Below are 14392 nucleotides of genomic sequence, written 5' to 3' on the forward strand. Positions count from 1 at the left end.
GGGCTCAGCCCAGCCGGACCTCGGCGATCGCGCGGCCGAACAGCTTGCGGCCCTGCGATTTCCCGGACAGCATGATGGTGGCGGTGCGGCGCTCGGGATCGAGTTTCTTGATCTTGCCGGAGAACTCGACGACGCTGCGGGCATCGGCGGCCACCGGCACGAAACCCGCGAACCGCACACTCAGCGATTCGACCGCTGTCGGATCACCGAGCCAGGAGGTCAGCTTTCCGCCGGCCAGGCCCATCGTCAGCAGACCGTGCGCCACCGTCGTCGGTAGACCGGCCAGTTTGGCGGCGTGCTCGCTGAAATGGATGGGGTTCGAGTCGCCGGACACTCCGGCGTAGTTCGCCAGGTCGCCGCGCGTCAGCGTGGCCGTGCCGAGATCGATCTCATCGCCCACCGACAACCGGTCGAATTCGGGGTCGGTGTGCACCGGAGCGGGCGACGGCATCGACGCGGTATCGACGGCATCGGCATCGAGTTCGATGAGCGCGTCCAGCTCTCCGAGCGCGGCATGTTCGGCGTCGGCGCGGCCCTGCATCATGATGTTCTCGACCGCTTCGGCGATATCGGGCGCCACCTCCACTCCGCGCCGCGCGACGATGGTGGTGGTGCCGACCTGGGAGACCTCACCGTCCTGATTCGTCAACAGGAACTTCACGTGGATGAAGTCGTTGTCGTTGAACTGGCGAATCGATTCGACCTCGACCTCGGTGGTGATCCGGTCACCGGCCACCATCGGCCGGTACACCTGGAACACCTGATCGGTCTGCAAGATCTGCGACAGGTCGTAATCGGTGAGCACCGAATCCAGCAGCACATTGGTCGCGCTCATACCGATCACCGAGGCGAAGGTCGGTGGGGCGACGACACCGTCGTAACCCAGCTTGCGTGCGTCCACCTCGTGCTGATGTGCGCCGTGATCGTTCTGCACCGCGCGCGCGAACTCGCGGATCTTCTCCCGGCCGACCACGTAGTGATCCCGGATTCGGAACCGTCGCCCCGCGAGCGTCGCCGTCCGCACCACTTCGTCGTCCGGCCGCGCCATCGATTGTTCCCTGCCCATGATCCGGGCCATGCTACTGGCGATCAGGACCAGCGACCAGCTAGGAAGGGGTAACTGTGACCATTGATACCGGATAGTGCATCAATGGATGCCGCCTCGCTACGGGGCGCTGTCCGGTGGGTCACAGACCTTCCAACCGTCCCCGGTGTGTTGCAGATCGAAGGTCCTGGCCGAGCGCGCCGGGTCCGCCTTGGTGTAGACGGTGGCCTGGGCGATGGCGGTGTTATCGGTGATCCGGATGGCCTGGATGTTCTCGATCACCGGAATACTGCCCTGATCGACCGACTGCTGATGCACACCGGCGAACTGATCATCGGGAATGCCCTGGTAGAACTCGTGCAGCGATCCGCAGGTGGCGGATCGGAGCGAATCCAGATCGCCATCCTCCAGCGCCGCGGTGTAGCTGCCGATGGCATTGCGGATCTGCGCCTCGGGGGAATCGTCCCCCGAACCGACCACCGCCACCAGCAGCACCGCGATGAGCCCGACGATCAGCACCACAGCACCGGCCACCGTGAGCAACCACCGATTCGAGCGCCCGCCACCCGCCCGCGCTGGCGGTTCGGCGGCCGATGCGGGCTCAACGCGCTGCGGCTGAGCCACCGCCCGCGGTTGCGGGGGACGGGGGCCCGCCAGCGACTGCGCGGGCGTCGTCGGCTGCATATCCGCAGGTGAAGGCGCGCTGCCGGGACGCGATGGGCCTGCTGGGGACTTGCCCGGACCAGGTTGTTGCCCATCGCCTCGGGGCTGGCCGCCACCCTGCGCGGCGGCCGCGCCTTGCTGCCCGCTGCCTGTCGGCAGGGTTGCGCCGGGCTGCGCCCCATCCCGCTGTTGGGCAGCGCCCTGCTGTGGACCGCTCTTCGGTTGTGCGCCGCCGTGTGGACGAGGACCGCCCTGTTGTGGGCCGCGTTGCTGCGGTCCGCCTGGCTGGGGGTCACCCTGCTGTGGGCCGCGCTGCTGGGTGCCGTTCTTCGGTTGTGCGCCGGGCCGTTGTGGACCGCCGTGTGGTTGGGGTCCGCCCGCCTGCGGGTGGCTTTGCTGTGTGCCACCCGGTTGTGTTCCGCGCTGTTCGGGCCTGCCCTGCTGGGTGCCGCGCTGTCCGGGCCCATCCTGCTCGGCGTCGCGCTGCTCGGGTCCGCCCTGTTGGGGGTGGCCGTGCTGTGCGCCGCCCTGTTGGGTGCTGCGTTGTCCGGGTCCACCTTGCTCGGCGTCGCGCTGCTGCGGTTCACCTTGTTGAGGCGCGCCGGGGCGGGGCTTGCCCTGCGGTGGCGCGGCGCCGTGGTCGGGGCCCGACGGTCCGTGTGCGCCCGCCTGCTTGGGTCCGGCGGCCGGTCGCGGTGTGCTCGGTGGCTTACTGAGCGGCTGCCGCGCACCACCACCCGACACCCGATCGGTTCCACCCGGACGCTGCACCGGGATGGCGACCGTCTGGGCGTCGGCCGGGTTCGGTACGGCCCGCATCTTCACGGTCTTGGCTTCGCCCGCGGGGTCTGCGGGCGCTTCGGCTTGCGCTGCCTCGGCCGGACCGTCCTGGTCGGCTGCTTTCTCACCTGCCGACGCGGGCTCGTCGGCGTTCTGCACGTCACCGGTGGGGCGGCCATCGATGCTCTGCGTCTCCTCGGTGCCTGCGGCTACGCCTGCGTCGGGCACACTTGTGGCCTGCTCGTCGTCGGGCTGAGCGGCATCCGCACCACCTGATCCCGCGGCTTTCGCACCACCTGATCCCGCGGATTTCGCACCGCCCGGTCCTGCGGTGTTCGTGCCTGCTGGTCCTGCGGTGTTCGTGCCTGCTGGTCCTGCGGTGTTCGTGCCTGCTGACCCCGCGGTGTTCCTGCCTGCTGGTCCTGCGGTGTTCGTGCCTGCTGACCCTGCGGTGTTCGCACCCGCTGACCCCGCGGCTTTCGCGCCCGCCGCGCTCGCGGCGCCCGCGCTCGACGCGCCTTTGGAATCAGCGGTAGCTTCCGTGTCTCGGCTGCCGGACTCGGCGTTATCCGAGCGTGCGAGGTCGACGCGGCGCATGGCGACCGTGGCCGCATCGGCGCTACCGTCATGCGGCTGCCCGGCACCGTCGGACGCGGCCGATTCTTCCGCGGCTTCACCCGTGGCAGTGGTCGCCGACGTGCCGGATGCCGCTTTGCCGGTGCCAGCACCCTGTTCGTCCGTGTCCGTTGTGCGGTCGACATCGGCGTCGGCAGGCTTTGTCGCCGCGTCGGAACCGGGAGGGGCGGTCGGCGAAGCACTGGCCGTCGCACCGGATCCGGCGGTCCCGGCCTTCTCCGCAGAATTCGACTCGCCTGTGGTGGAGCGACTTTCGGCGGTCGCGGCTGAGCCGTCGGTGCCCCCATCAGCTGCTTCGTTACCGGATGCGGAGGACGCGGCGGGGGAGTCGGTGGAGTTCACGTCCGTACGTTCCGCGATCCGGTCGCGGGAGATCTCGGCTGTTTCCGCGTCGGAGTCGCCGGACTCATCGGCCGAGGCGGGCTTATCGGCGGGGCTCGCGGCCGCGCCGGGCTCCGAGCCGGTTCCTGGCGCGGACTTCGCGCCGTCCCCGGCCGCATCGGTGCGGGCACCCGTTGACGAGACCTGGGTGAACGCCTTGGTCGGCGCATCGGCGTCGGCGTCCGAGGCGGTCGGCGAGGTGGGGCTCGTCCCGTCGACGGCAGAGGTGGGCGGCAGGTCCGGTCCGTCCGTCTTGCGGACGTCGGCGGCTTTGCGCGCCGGATTCTTGTCGTCGTTCGGGTCGGACACCACTACCCCTCGCTCAGCGGAAACAATGTGAACTCGACGGCAAGCCTAATGGGCGCGATGGCCGTCGGTATGTCATGTCCGCGCCGGAATTCCCGGCGTTACCGCCGCGGCGGTAACGCCGGTTCCCCGCGTCCAGCCGATCCGCCCCCACCGATGGCCACAGAGGTCGAGTATCGGGAGGGCGGTCCGCCGTGCACAATGAAGCGCATGACCTCGTTCGGTGATCTGCTCGGACCGCAACCGGTACTGCTGCCGGAAATCTCCGATGCCGAGGACGCGCTCCTCGCCAAGGCCGATCCGGTGCAGGTCGCGGCCGATCATCCGGCCGCCTCGATCGCCTGGGCGCATCTGGCCGAAGCGGCGCTGGCGCGCGCGGAAGCGGCGGGGGAGACCGTCAATCACGACGTCGTCGCCGCCTACGCCTTCGCCCGCACCGGCTACCACCGCGGTCTCGACCTGTTGCGCCGCAACGGCTGGAAGGGTTTCGGCCCGGTGCCGTGGAGCCATGAACCCAACCAGGGTTTCCTGCGCAGCGTCGGTGCGCTCGCCAGGGCCGCACGTGCCATCGGCGAATCCGATGAATACGCCCGCTGTCTCGACCTGCTCGAGGACTGCGATCCGCGCGCCGCCGCGGAACTCGGTCTGGACTGATCCCAACACCGACCCTCGACGAAACAGATCCCGAGTTGATCGACCCGACCTCCCGCGTCGCCCTCGCACGGGCCGGTGGCATGGACCGGTTGCGCAGTTCCTGGACCCGCCTGCGCCTGTCCGCGCTGCCCATCTTGCAGTGCGCTGTCGGCGCCGCCCTCGCCTGGTTCATCGCGCACAACGTCATCGGTCACGCGCTGCCCTTCTTCGCGCCGACGGCGGCGGTCGTGTCGATCGGGATCTCCTTCGGCGCGCGGCTGCGTCGTTCGGTGGAGCTGGTCGTGGGTGTCGCGGTCGGCATCGGCATCGGTGACCTGTTCATCTCCCAGGCCGGAACCGGCATCTGGCAGATCGCGCTGGTCGTCGCGGTGGCCATGAGTCTGGCGGTGTTCCTCGACGGCGGCACCATCATCGCCATGCAGGCGGCCGGTTCGGCCGTGCTGGTCGCGACCCTGCTGCCGCCCACCGCGGGCGGCGGTTTCTCCCGGATGATCGATGCGCTGGTCGGTGGTCTGGTCGGCGTGGTCGTCGTCGCCGCGATCCCGTTGCATCCGGTGCGCCGGGCGCGGGAGCAGGCAGGGGAGATCCTCGGTGTGATGGGTAAATCCCTGATCGACGGCGCCGAGGGCCTGCTGGAACAGGATGCCGACAAGGTGCACAACGCGCTGAGCGCGGTCCGCGCCACCCAATCGCAGCTGGATTCGCTGCGCAAAACCCTCGAGGGCGGACGGGAGATCAGCCGGATCTCACCGCTGTACTGGAACTCGCGCAAACGCCTCGAACGCATCCGCGCCACCGCCGATCCGCTCGACAACGCCGTCCGCAATACGCGCGTGCTGCTGCGGCGCGGCCTGACCCTGGTTCGTGACGACGAGATCCTCGATCCGCGCCTGATCGACGAGGTGGAGGGCCTTGGTCGCGCGGTCGACGTGGTGCGCCGGATGATGCTCGCCGACCCGGGCCAGCAGCCGGATCGGGCCGAAGCCGCACGGGTACTGCGTTCGGTCGCCAAGGGTGCACGTCCCGAACTCGTTTCCGGCGCCGGTCTTTCGGCCCATGTGGTCTTCGCCCAGGTACGTTCGACGGTGGTCGATCTGATGCAGGTCTGCGGTATGCAGCGCATCTCGGCCATCGCGCTGCTGCCGCCGACCGTGCCGAATCCGTATGTGCGGCCCGAGGACTGACCGACTACTCGACCCACCCGGCCCACACTGCGTGTCCGACCGGCGTCCGCGGCGGCGGCACCACCGATCTTCGCGTAGTCGGCTACTCAGGCGACGCCTCCCACCGATCCCTAACGTGAGAGCCGACCGAGCCGACGAGGGGTGGTGCGGTCACACACTTCGCCGCACAGCGTGACGCGCGCCGGGGGCATCTCGGTGTAGGTGGCCCAGCGGGCTGGGGCCGCGCTGCGGAGGCGAAGACCAGGGTCGTCCGGTCCATCGACCGGGCGGCCCTGAGTTCTGCGGTCAGGTCCAGAATCGAGTGAGGTAACCGCCCCAGCGCGACCACAGCGACGGCACACCCGACAGCTCGTACAGGGCATACACCGCATCGAAGAACACCTGATTGATCGCCGGGGTGAACAGCAGCGCGAACAGGATCAGCATGCCGAACGGCTTGAACTGGTCGAGCGCGCGACGCGTCTGATAGCTCAGCGACGGCTCCAGGATTCCGTAACCATCCAGCCCCGGAATCGGCAGCAGATTCAGCAATGCGGCCGTCACCTGGAGAAACGCCAGAAAGCTCAACCCGAACCAGAACGCGGCATGTTCCTCGGCGCTGCCGAACAGTCGCACGATGAGCAGCAGCAGCGCCGCGCACACCACATTCACCGCGGGCCCGGCCCCACTGATGATCCGCTGGATCCGAGTGGAGAAGTTGTGCGCGTGCACATACACCGCGCCACCGGGCAGACCGATGCCGCCGAGCGCGATGAACACGATCGGCAAGACGATCGACAGCAGCGGATGACTGTATTTCAACGGATTCAACGTGAGGTACCCGCGCAGCTCGACCTCGCGGTCCCCGGCCCGCCACGCCACGTACGCGTGCGCGAACTCGTGCAGACACAGGCTGACGATCCACCCGAACACCACGAGTAGGAAGACACCGGCCTTGGCCCGCACCGAGTCCAGATCGGCGTCCCAGGCCAGCACACCGCCCGCCACCGCGATCACCACGACCAGCAGGAAGATCGGGCTCGGCCGCACCGCGCCGGAGCGGCGGGCCGCGATGGGAAAGCTCATCGGACCAGCAACCAGGGCTCGTGATGCCGGTAGAACGTGGATCGGGGCACGGTGCGTTCGCTGTCGATGCCGTCGCGGGTCACCCTGGCGCCTGGCGTGCCGAGCTGGGCGGCGCGCCCGCTGACCCAGCGTCGTTTACGCACCCCGCGCTGCACGGCGGCGCGTACGCCTGGCATCTCCAGCGTCGGCGAGACCAGCATGGCCGCGACCTTGCCGGAGAACAGTTGGGTGTCGTCGACGTAGGCCTCGCCCTCCAGCTTGTCGCCCTCGGCGCCGACCAGCGTCGCCCGGCCGACCAGCACCGTCCCGGTGTCGTCACGGATCAGCGGCACCTCGGTGGCGCGCCCCTCCAGCGCCCGCCGCGCCGCGGCGTTACCGGTGCCGGTCTCATAAGCGCGTGAACCGTAGGTCTTGTCGACCGGCACATAACCGATCTCCACATTCAGCCGTTCGGTGCGCATCAGATGGGTGAGCACCGCGGCAAGGGCGGCGTCGTCACCGAGCACGATCAAACGCGGCAGGCTGTCGGCCGCGAGCACCGGAAGCAGCTCATCGATCTCGCCGGTATCGGGGATGGCGTCGGTCTGCGTGGTCGGCTGGGAAGCGAGGGCAATCGGTACCGGTGCGCCGTCGCAACGGAGAACATGGGTACTCAAACTGCCGTACACCCTCCTCGATCCGGCCGACTCCCGTCGGTCGTCCAGCCCACTTCACTCGGACGATTCAACATCCGCCAGCAGCAACCATAGCTCTGTCGACTATTCCGCGCCTGGTCGCTGTCCGGCAAGGCTGGAGCCGTGCCGATCGATGGGTCGACTAGACTGTGCTTCCGGCCACCGCCTCGATACGGCAGGTAGCTGCAACACAGACGGTGTTGCGCGTCGAACCGTAGGAGACACGACCATGCCGGCAATCGTCCTCATCGGCGCCCAGTGGGGCGACGAGGGCAAGGGCAAAGCTACCGATCTACTCGGTGGGCGCGTGCAATGGGTGGTTCGGTACCAAGGCGGCAACAATGCCGGTCATACCGTGGTGCTGCCCAACGGCGACAACTTCGCACTGCACCTGATCCCGTCGGGCATCCTCACCCCCGGTGTCACCAACGTCATCGGCAACGGCGTCGTGATCGACCCGGGTGTCCTGCTCGACGAACTCGCCGGTCTGGAACAGCGCGGCGTCGACACCACCGGACTGCTGCTGTCGGCCGACGCGCACCTGATCATGCCGTACCACGTGGCCATCGATAAGGTCACCGAACGCTTCCTCGGCAACAACAAGATCGGCACCACCGGCCGCGGTATCGGCCCCTGCTACCAGGACAAGGTCGCCCGCGTCGGCGTCCGGGTCGCCGATGTGCTCGACGAGAAGATCCTCACCCAGAAGGTCGAGGCCGCACTCGAGTTCAAGAACCAGGTGCTGGTCAAGATCTACAACCGACGCGCGCTCGAACCGCAGCAGGTCGTCGACGAGGTCCTCGAACAGGCCGAGAGCTTCAAACACCGCATCAGCGACACCCGTTTGCAGCTCAACCAGGCGCTCGAGCGCGGCGAGACCGTGCTGCTGGAAGGCTCGCAGGGCACCCTGCTCGACGTCGACCACGGCACCTACCCGTATGTGACCTCGTCCAACCCGACCTCCGGCGGTGCGGCCGTCGGCGCAGGCGTCGGGCCCAACAAGATCACCACCGTGCTCGGCATCCTCAAGTGCTACACCACCCGCGTCGGCTCCGGCCCCTTCCCGACCGAACTGTTCGACGAATCCGGCGCCTACCTGGCCAAAACCGGCGGCGAGGTCGGTGTCACCACCGGCCGCGCACGTCGATGCGGCTGGTTCGACGCCGTCATCGCCCGCTACGCCACCCGCGTCAACGGCATCACCGACTACTTCCTCACCAAGCTCGACGTGCTGTCCAGCCTGGACACCGTGCCGATCTGCGTCGCCTACGACGTCGACGGCGAACGGGTAGAACAGATGCCGACCACCCAGACCGAGTTCCACCACGCCAAGCCCATTTACGAAGAAATGCCGGGTTGGTGGGAGGACATCTCCGGGGCCAGGACCTTCGAGGACCTGCCCGCCAACGCGCAGGCCTATGTGCGGCGGCTCGAAGAGCTTTCGGGCGCGCGCATTTCCTGCATCGGCGTCGGCCCCGGCCGGGATCAGACGATCGTCCGCCACGACGTGTTGTAGCGAACCGCGACGCCGGCTCAGCGGCCGACGACACGAAGTCCGATGCCGGCGACTACGTCGGTGCGCCATCGCCGCAACAGCCGGTCCCGCCCAATTTTCGAGCGAAGCGAGACCGAGCCCCAAAGTTCGCGGCCCGTCTCGCGTCACCGCTGCCGCTGCGACCGCCCATCGAACCCTGCGTTAGGGCAGAGGCGAGACACCAAGGGGCCGCGAACCGCGGCGCCGGAGGCGACGCAATCGAACACAGTTGGCTCTACAGTAGGTGGATGGCTCGGAACTGGCCGATGATCGAACGCGCGACCGAATTCGAGGCGATTCGCTCCGCGCTCACCGGTGACGGCCCGGTCGGTGCGGTGCTCACCGGCGATGCGGGGGTCGGTAAGACAACGCTCGCCAGGCAGGCCACGGCGGCGGTGGGCGGTAACGTCCGCTGGGTGGCCGGCACCGAGTCGGCGCGCAGCATCCCGCTCGGCGTATTCGCCCATATGGTCGGGGTATACACCGCCCACGATCCGGTGACGTTCATGTCGGCCGCGCGGGAGGCGCTGCTGGCCGATGGGCCGATCATCATCGGCGTCGACGACGCTCATCTGCTCGATCAACTCTCCGCGACACTGCTGTTGCAGTTGGCGATCGACCGGGCCGCCCGGATCGTCGCGACCGTGCGCAGCGGAGTCCAGGTGCCCGATGCGGTGACCTCGCTGTGGAAAGACGGGCATCTGCTGCGCATCGACCTGAATCCGTTCAGCCAGCGGCAGAGCGTGGATCTGGTGGAATCGATGCTCGGTGGGCAGCTCGAGGGATTCACCGCGAACCTGATGTGGGAATCCTCCGGCGGTAACGCGCTGTTCCTGCGGCATCTGGTGGAAGGTGCGCTCGAGGCGGGTTCGCTGCGTCAGGTCAATGGCGTCTGGCAGCTGCGTGGGCGGGCCGCTGTCACCTCGGAACTTGCGGCGCTGCTGGAAGATCGGGTGGAGCAACTACCCGAACCGGTGCTTCGGGTGCTGGAACTGCTCACCTTCTGCGAACCCATCGACCTCGAGGTCATGGCCGAACTCGCCGGTGAGGATGCGGTGGAGGCGGCCGAGAACCGCGGCGTCATCCGGGTGGTGGAGAACTCCCACGAACTGGTCGTGCGCTACAACCATCCGCTGTTCGGCGAGGTCATCCGGCGCCGGCTCGGTATCGCCTCGGCCCGGCGGCTGCGCGGACAGCTGTATTCGGCGTTGAGTGAGCGGCGGATCAACTCCGCCGCCGACCGGATCCGCCTGGCCGAACTGGCCCTCGACAGCGATAAATCCGCCGATCTCGAACTGTTCGAAGCCGCCGCGGCCGATGCGATCGGCCTGGCGAATCTGCCACTCGGCGAACGGTTCGCCCGCGCCGCGGTGGAACGTCGCGGTGGAGTGGAGTCGGCGGACTTGTTGGCGCGGGCGTTGCTGTGGCAGGGCCATCGGATCGAGGCCGAACGCACCTTGGCCAGCTTCGATCCCGACCAGCTCAGCGAGGTGCAGCTCGCGCGCTGGGGCAGCACTCGGGTGTCGAATCTGCTGTGGGCCATGGGCGATGCCGACCGCGCCGACGAGGTGCTCGCCCTGGTGCGGTCGAAGGTGAGTCATCCGAAGATCGCGGTGATCCTCACCGGGCTGGCGTCGGCGTGCGCGGTCAACGAGAACCGCATCGACGATGCCTTCGATGCCGCCGAAGCCGTGATGAACACCGAGGATGCCCCGCCATGGGCGGTGTGGTGGGCGTCGTTCGGCGGCGGTCTCGCGCTGGCATTGATGGGCCGCGGTGAGGCCGCGCGCCAGTACGCGGCACGCGGGCACGAGGTCGAATCGCATATCGATGGGCTGAACCGTTTCATGTCCACCCACGCCGAAGTGCTGGCCTTGACCTTCACCGGCGATCTGGAGGGTGCGCGCCGCCGCGCCACCGCCTATTTCGGCTACTCGGCGCCCGGACAGTATCTGGCCTGGGGAATGTCGAAGATCCTGCAAGGCACCGTCGATGTGGCGCAGGGCCGGTTCCCCGACGGCATCGATAATTTGGAACAGGCGCTGGCCGCGCTGAGCACCGAAGGCGCTGCGGCCTGGATGTTTCCGGCGCGATTGCGGCTGGCCGAAGCGTATTCGGCGCTCGGCCGGTCCACCGATGCCGCCGAGGCCATCGCGGGCGCGTCCGAACGGGGCGGCAGGCACAGCGCCGTATACGAACCGCAGCTCGAGATCGCCAAGGCGTGGCTGGCCGGTGCCGAGGGGACGATGACCCCCGCGATCCGCTCGGCCATGGCCGCCGCCGACGCCGCGGCCCGCTCACATCAGCACGCCATCGAAGCGATCGCATTGCATACCGCGGCGCGGTTCGGTGAGCATTCGGTCGCAGGTCGGCTCGCCGATCTGGCCGCCAAGGTCGATGGTGAGCTGGTACAGGTGCAGGCCCGTCACGCCGTCGCCCTCGCCGCCCACGACGGTCCCGGACTCGACGCCGCCGCAACGGAATTCGAGCGCATCGGTGCACTGCTGTCGGCCGCCGACGCCGCCGCCCAAGCCGCCTCGGCGCATGAACGCGCGGGGGATCGCCGTCGCCTACTGGAATCGGCCGCCACCGCCAACCGGCTCGCCGCCGCCTGCGGTGGTGCGAGCACGCCCGCCCTCCGGCAAGCGGCGCAACCGCTTCCGCTCACCGCACGCGAACGCGAGATCGCGAATCTGGTGGCCGCCGGTCTGTCGAACCGCCAGATCGCCGACCGGCTGACCGTGTCGGTCCGCACGGTGGAAGGCCACCTGTACCGTGCGTGCATCAAAATGGATGTGACAGACCGGGAGTCGCTGGCAGCGGTGCTGCGCGGCGAAAAATCCACCTGAGTCCGGTGATGTGCGGGCGCGTATACCTACTCCGCCCGAGCCACCACCCCGGACACCACATGACAACTCGTTGGCGTATCCGACAACCTTGTGTGAGCATCGCGGAATGACCGAGAAGACCGAACATCGGACGAGTTCCGCGCCGCAGGCGACGACGGATTCCTTCCGCCGGGGCACCCCCGCTGATTCCGATGCGGTGGACCGGATCGACGAGTCGTTCACCACCAGTACGATCTTCGATGTCCGCGACACCGGTGCAGGGTTCGCGCTTGTTGAGATCACGGTGCCCGAGCCGATCGTCAAACGCTTCCCGGACGATGTCGACGACGACGCGGACGAATCGGTCCGGTTCGTCGCCGTGGATCAGGGCGGTGAGATCTGCGGTGCCATCGATATCCTCTTCGAGGAATGGAACGGGCGCCTGACGATCGCCGATATCAGAGTCGCTCCGAATCGCCGCGGTGTCGGCCTCGGCCGACAGCTGGTCGGCCTGGCTGTCGAACACGGACGTGAGCTGGGTGCACACACCTTGTGGCTCGAGGTCACCAATATCAATGCACCCGCGATCAAGGCCTATCTCCGTATGGGATTCACCTTCTGCGGGCTCGACACATCGCTGTACCGGGGCACGCCGAGCGACGGTGAGATCGCGATCTTCATGAGCCGGGATCTGGGTCGAGGATGACCGTACCGGGCGCACCATATCGGCGAGATCGCCCCTCGCCCGATGGTCGCGGTTCGAGTGCTGCGTACTTCATGGGCCGGTAGTCGGAGTCAGGGCGCAAGGGCGGTGACTTCGACTTCGATCTGCCAGTCGGGCTGGGCGAGGGCCGACACTTCGAGCAAGGTGTCGGCGGGGTACGGCTTGCTGAGGAATTCCTCGCGGAGCGCGATGATCTTGTCGAGGTTGGCCGGTATGTCGGTGACGAAGATGCCGACCTTGACCACGTCCGCGAGGTCGGCTCCGGCCGCTGCCAAGACTTGCTGGATGTTGGCGAAGGCCTGGCGTCCCTGGGTCAGGAAGTCGTCGGAGACGGTGTTTCCCTGCTCGTCGAAACCCGCCTGTCCGGAAACGTAGAGCAAACCGTTGGCCTTGATGGCCTGTGAGATGTTGTAGGGCTCGTACCAGTCGAGTGCGGTGGCGACCTTCTCGATGCGCTGTGCGGTCATGATCGAACTCCCTTGCCGTTGTATGTACCTGCAATTAATGTATGTACATACAGATGTTGTCACTACATGTACTCTGATGTCAACACGGAAGGCGGGAATCATGGACGCGGTGATCTGGGAGCAGCTGGAGAGCCTGCACGGCATGGTGACTCAGCGGTTGGCCAAGGAGATGCAGCGCCGCCATCGCCTCGGTCTCTCCGAGTATCAGGCCCTGTGCCAGCTGGCCCGCGCCGACGATGGTGAGCTGCGGATGCAGGAGCTGGCCGAACTCATCGGACTCAATCAGAGTTCGGTCAGCCGCCTGGTTGCCCGCTTGGAAGCGGGGGGTCTTACCCGCCGTGATCTGTGCCCCGGAGATCGCCGGGGTGTGTACACCGTGATCACGGAAGAGGGTCGTGCCCTGTATCGGGAGTCCGAGCCGACCTATCGGGAAGCCCTGAGTAAAGCGCTGGACGAGGCATCCGCGGATACTCGGATCGGCGAGTTGGCCGCAAAACTCCGCGCGTGATCGTGGCGGCCCGGTTCAGTATCGGCTGGCGCCCGCGAACGGCATGGTCGACATATCGGATTCGATGACGCCCTCGCCGGAGGTCGAGGCGTGGATGACCTTGTCGCCGCCGGAGTACAGGGCGGAGTGGCCGCCGCCGTAGAACGACACCAGGTCGCCGGGGCGAAGGTCGTTGCGCGCGACCGGGGTTCCGGCGGCGAGCTGCTGATGGCTTGTGCGCGGTAGGTCGACGCCCGCACGGCTGTAGGACCACCGCACCAAGCCGGAGCAGTCGAACGCGTCGGGGCCGGTGCCACCTGCGGCGTAGCTCGCGCCCAGTTTGCTGCGTGCGGCTGCTATGGCGGCGTCGCCTCGGGTCTGCTCCGGGATGGCGGCGGGTGGACGAATGCCCGGCAGGAATGACAGATCTAGGGGCAGCGGCGGGAGGGAGAAATCGATGGTTTCGACCTCGACGGCTGGCGGATACTGAGGCCCGGTTGGTTCACCTCGCGCGGGTACGAGCGCCGGACTTCTGCCCAGAATTTCCGCCGGTGAAATATCTTGCACCGGAATATTCACTTTTTCCGGGGCATCGAAACTATCGGGTACGGGATGGTTGAACGAGTCGATTTCGGGAATTTCCGGGGGCTGCGCGAATGCCGGTCCCGCAGTTGGTAGCAGGGCTGCTGCGACCCCGGCTGTCGAGCCGATGGCCAGAAAAAATGCGCGCAGCCTGCGAGAATATCGAACGTCGTCGTCAGATGTTGCCATGATGCGGTCCTCCGATGGTCACATCGAGGCCGATGGCGGACGAGCGGTGTTCACCACGGCCTTCGAATTGATTCGAAAAACGTCACGGTGATCTGTTCGGTCCAGTGGATCCGGGGGTTGATCTTTCTTTCGACGGCACACTCAGTACAGCGGAACACGCCATTGTTCAATAACGAAACAATAACAACGGTTT

General features: G+C 67.4%; 12 protein-coding genes. 6 read left to right on the plus strand and 6 right to left on the minus strand.

The features are described from left to right. Positions 1-4 precede the first annotated feature (4 nt). Positions 5-1066, minus strand: coding sequence for a fused (3R)-hydroxyacyl-ACP dehydratase subunits HadA/HadB (locus QH168_RS20050; RefSeq protein WP_280236280.1), 1062 nt, complete (start codon positions 1064-1066; stop codon positions 5-7). A 99-nt stretch (positions 1067-1165) separates the two neighbouring features. After that, complete coding sequence (locus QH168_RS20055) at positions 1166-3814, minus strand: Rv0361 family membrane protein (RefSeq protein ID WP_280236281.1); 2649 nt, start codon at positions 3812-3814, stop codon at positions 1166-1168. 207 nt (positions 3815-4021) lie between these two features. Here QH168_RS20055 and QH168_RS20060 point away from each other — a divergent pair, with 207 nt between their 5' ends. Together QH168_RS20060 and QH168_RS20065 are read left to right on the plus strand one after the other, a co-directional pair. Continuing rightward, on the plus strand, positions 4022-4465 hold the full coding sequence (locus QH168_RS20060) for a DUF3151 domain-containing protein (protein WP_280236282.1): 444 nt from the start codon (positions 4022-4024) through the stop codon (positions 4463-4465). 80 nt (positions 4466-4545) lie between these two features. Continuing rightward, on the plus strand, positions 4546-5649 hold the full coding sequence (locus tag QH168_RS20065; RefSeq protein ID WP_280236418.1) for an FUSC family protein: 1104 nt from the start codon (positions 4546-4548) through the stop codon (positions 5647-5649). A gap of 285 nt (positions 5650-5934) precedes the next feature. Here QH168_RS20065 and QH168_RS20070 read toward each other — a convergent pair whose 3' ends face one another. Together QH168_RS20070 and QH168_RS20075 are read right to left on the minus strand one after the other, a co-directional pair. Continuing rightward, on the minus strand, positions 5935-6714 hold the full coding sequence (locus QH168_RS20070; RefSeq protein ID WP_280236283.1) for a site-2 protease family protein: 780 nt from the start codon (positions 6712-6714) through the stop codon (positions 5935-5937). Next, on the minus strand, positions 6711-7370 hold the full coding sequence (locus QH168_RS20075) for a hypothetical protein (RefSeq protein WP_280236284.1): 660 nt from the start codon (positions 7368-7370) through the stop codon (positions 6711-6713). The genes QH168_RS20070 and QH168_RS20075 overlap by 4 nt, the downstream gene beginning before the upstream one ends. A gap of 247 nt (positions 7371-7617) precedes the next feature. On the opposite strand from QH168_RS20075, the gene QH168_RS20080 reads away from it, so the two are divergent. The 3 genes from QH168_RS20080 (at position 7618) to QH168_RS20090 (ending at position 12456) form a co-directional block, all read left to right on the plus strand. Further along, positions 7618-8904, plus strand: a complete 1287-nt coding sequence (locus QH168_RS20080; protein WP_280236285.1) for an adenylosuccinate synthase — start codon at positions 7618-7620, stop codon at positions 8902-8904. Between the two features lie 266 nt (positions 8905-9170). Then, a complete protein-coding gene (locus QH168_RS20085) occupies positions 9171-11771 on the plus strand; it encodes a helix-turn-helix transcriptional regulator (protein WP_280236286.1) in 2601 nt (866 codons plus the stop codon). 106 nt (positions 11772-11877) lie between these two features. Next, on the plus strand, positions 11878-12456 hold the full coding sequence (locus tag QH168_RS20090; RefSeq protein WP_280236287.1) for a GNAT family N-acetyltransferase: 579 nt from the start codon (positions 11878-11880) through the stop codon (positions 12454-12456). 89 nt (positions 12457-12545) lie between these two features. On the opposite strand, the gene QH168_RS20095 is transcribed toward QH168_RS20090, so the two are convergent. Continuing rightward, on the minus strand, positions 12546-12941 hold the full coding sequence (locus QH168_RS20095; RefSeq protein ID WP_280236288.1) for a RidA family protein: 396 nt from the start codon (positions 12939-12941) through the stop codon (positions 12546-12548). A gap of 76 nt (positions 12942-13017) precedes the next feature. Here QH168_RS20095 and QH168_RS20100 point away from each other — a divergent pair, with 76 nt between their 5' ends. Further along, positions 13018-13449, plus strand: a complete 432-nt coding sequence (locus QH168_RS20100) for a MarR family winged helix-turn-helix transcriptional regulator (protein WP_280236289.1) — start codon at positions 13018-13020, stop codon at positions 13447-13449. Between the two features lie 15 nt (positions 13450-13464). Here the strand turns inward: QH168_RS20100 and QH168_RS20105 are convergent, their stop codons facing one another. Then, entirely contained in the window at positions 13465-13995 is a 531-nt protein-coding gene (locus QH168_RS20105) for a C40 family peptidase (protein ID WP_280236290.1), read from the minus strand. Positions 13996-14392 lie beyond the last annotated feature (397 nt).

Origin of the sequence: Nocardia cyriacigeorgica, from assembly GCF_029868385.1 — a bacterium.
In the GTDB taxonomy this organism is placed as follows: Bacteria; Actinomycetota; Actinomycetes; order Mycobacteriales; family Mycobacteriaceae; genus Nocardia; species Nocardia cyriacigeorgica_F.

Excerpts from the sequence above, each read along its gene's own strand:
- QH168_RS20050 (WP_280236280.1), bottom strand. The coding sequence starts at position 1,066 with ATGGGCAGGGAACAATCGATGGCGCGGCCGGACGACGAAGTGGTGCGG.
- QH168_RS20060 (WP_280236282.1), top strand. The coding sequence starts at position 4,022 with ATGACCTCGTTCGGTGATCTGCTCGGACCGCAACCGGTACTGCTGCCG.
- QH168_RS20065 (WP_280236418.1), top strand. The coding sequence starts at position 4,546 with ATGGACCGGTTGCGCAGTTCCTGGACCCGCCTGCGCCTGTCCGCGCTG.
- QH168_RS20070 (WP_280236283.1), bottom strand. The coding sequence starts at position 6,714 with ATGAGCTTTCCCATCGCGGCCCGCCGCTCCGGCGCGGTGCGGCCGAGC.
- QH168_RS20080 (WP_280236285.1), top strand. The coding sequence starts at position 7,618 with ATGCCGGCAATCGTCCTCATCGGCGCCCAGTGGGGCGACGAGGGCAAG.
- QH168_RS20085 (WP_280236286.1), top strand. The coding sequence starts at position 9,171 with ATGGCTCGGAACTGGCCGATGATCGAACGCGCGACCGAATTCGAGGCG.
- QH168_RS20090 (WP_280236287.1), top strand. The coding sequence starts at position 11,878 with ATGACCGAGAAGACCGAACATCGGACGAGTTCCGCGCCGCAGGCGACG.
- QH168_RS20095 (WP_280236288.1), bottom strand. The coding sequence starts at position 12,941 with ATGACCGCACAGCGCATCGAGAAGGTCGCCACCGCACTCGACTGGTAC.
- QH168_RS20100 (WP_280236289.1), top strand. The coding sequence starts at position 13,018 with ATGTCAACACGGAAGGCGGGAATCATGGACGCGGTGATCTGGGAGCAG.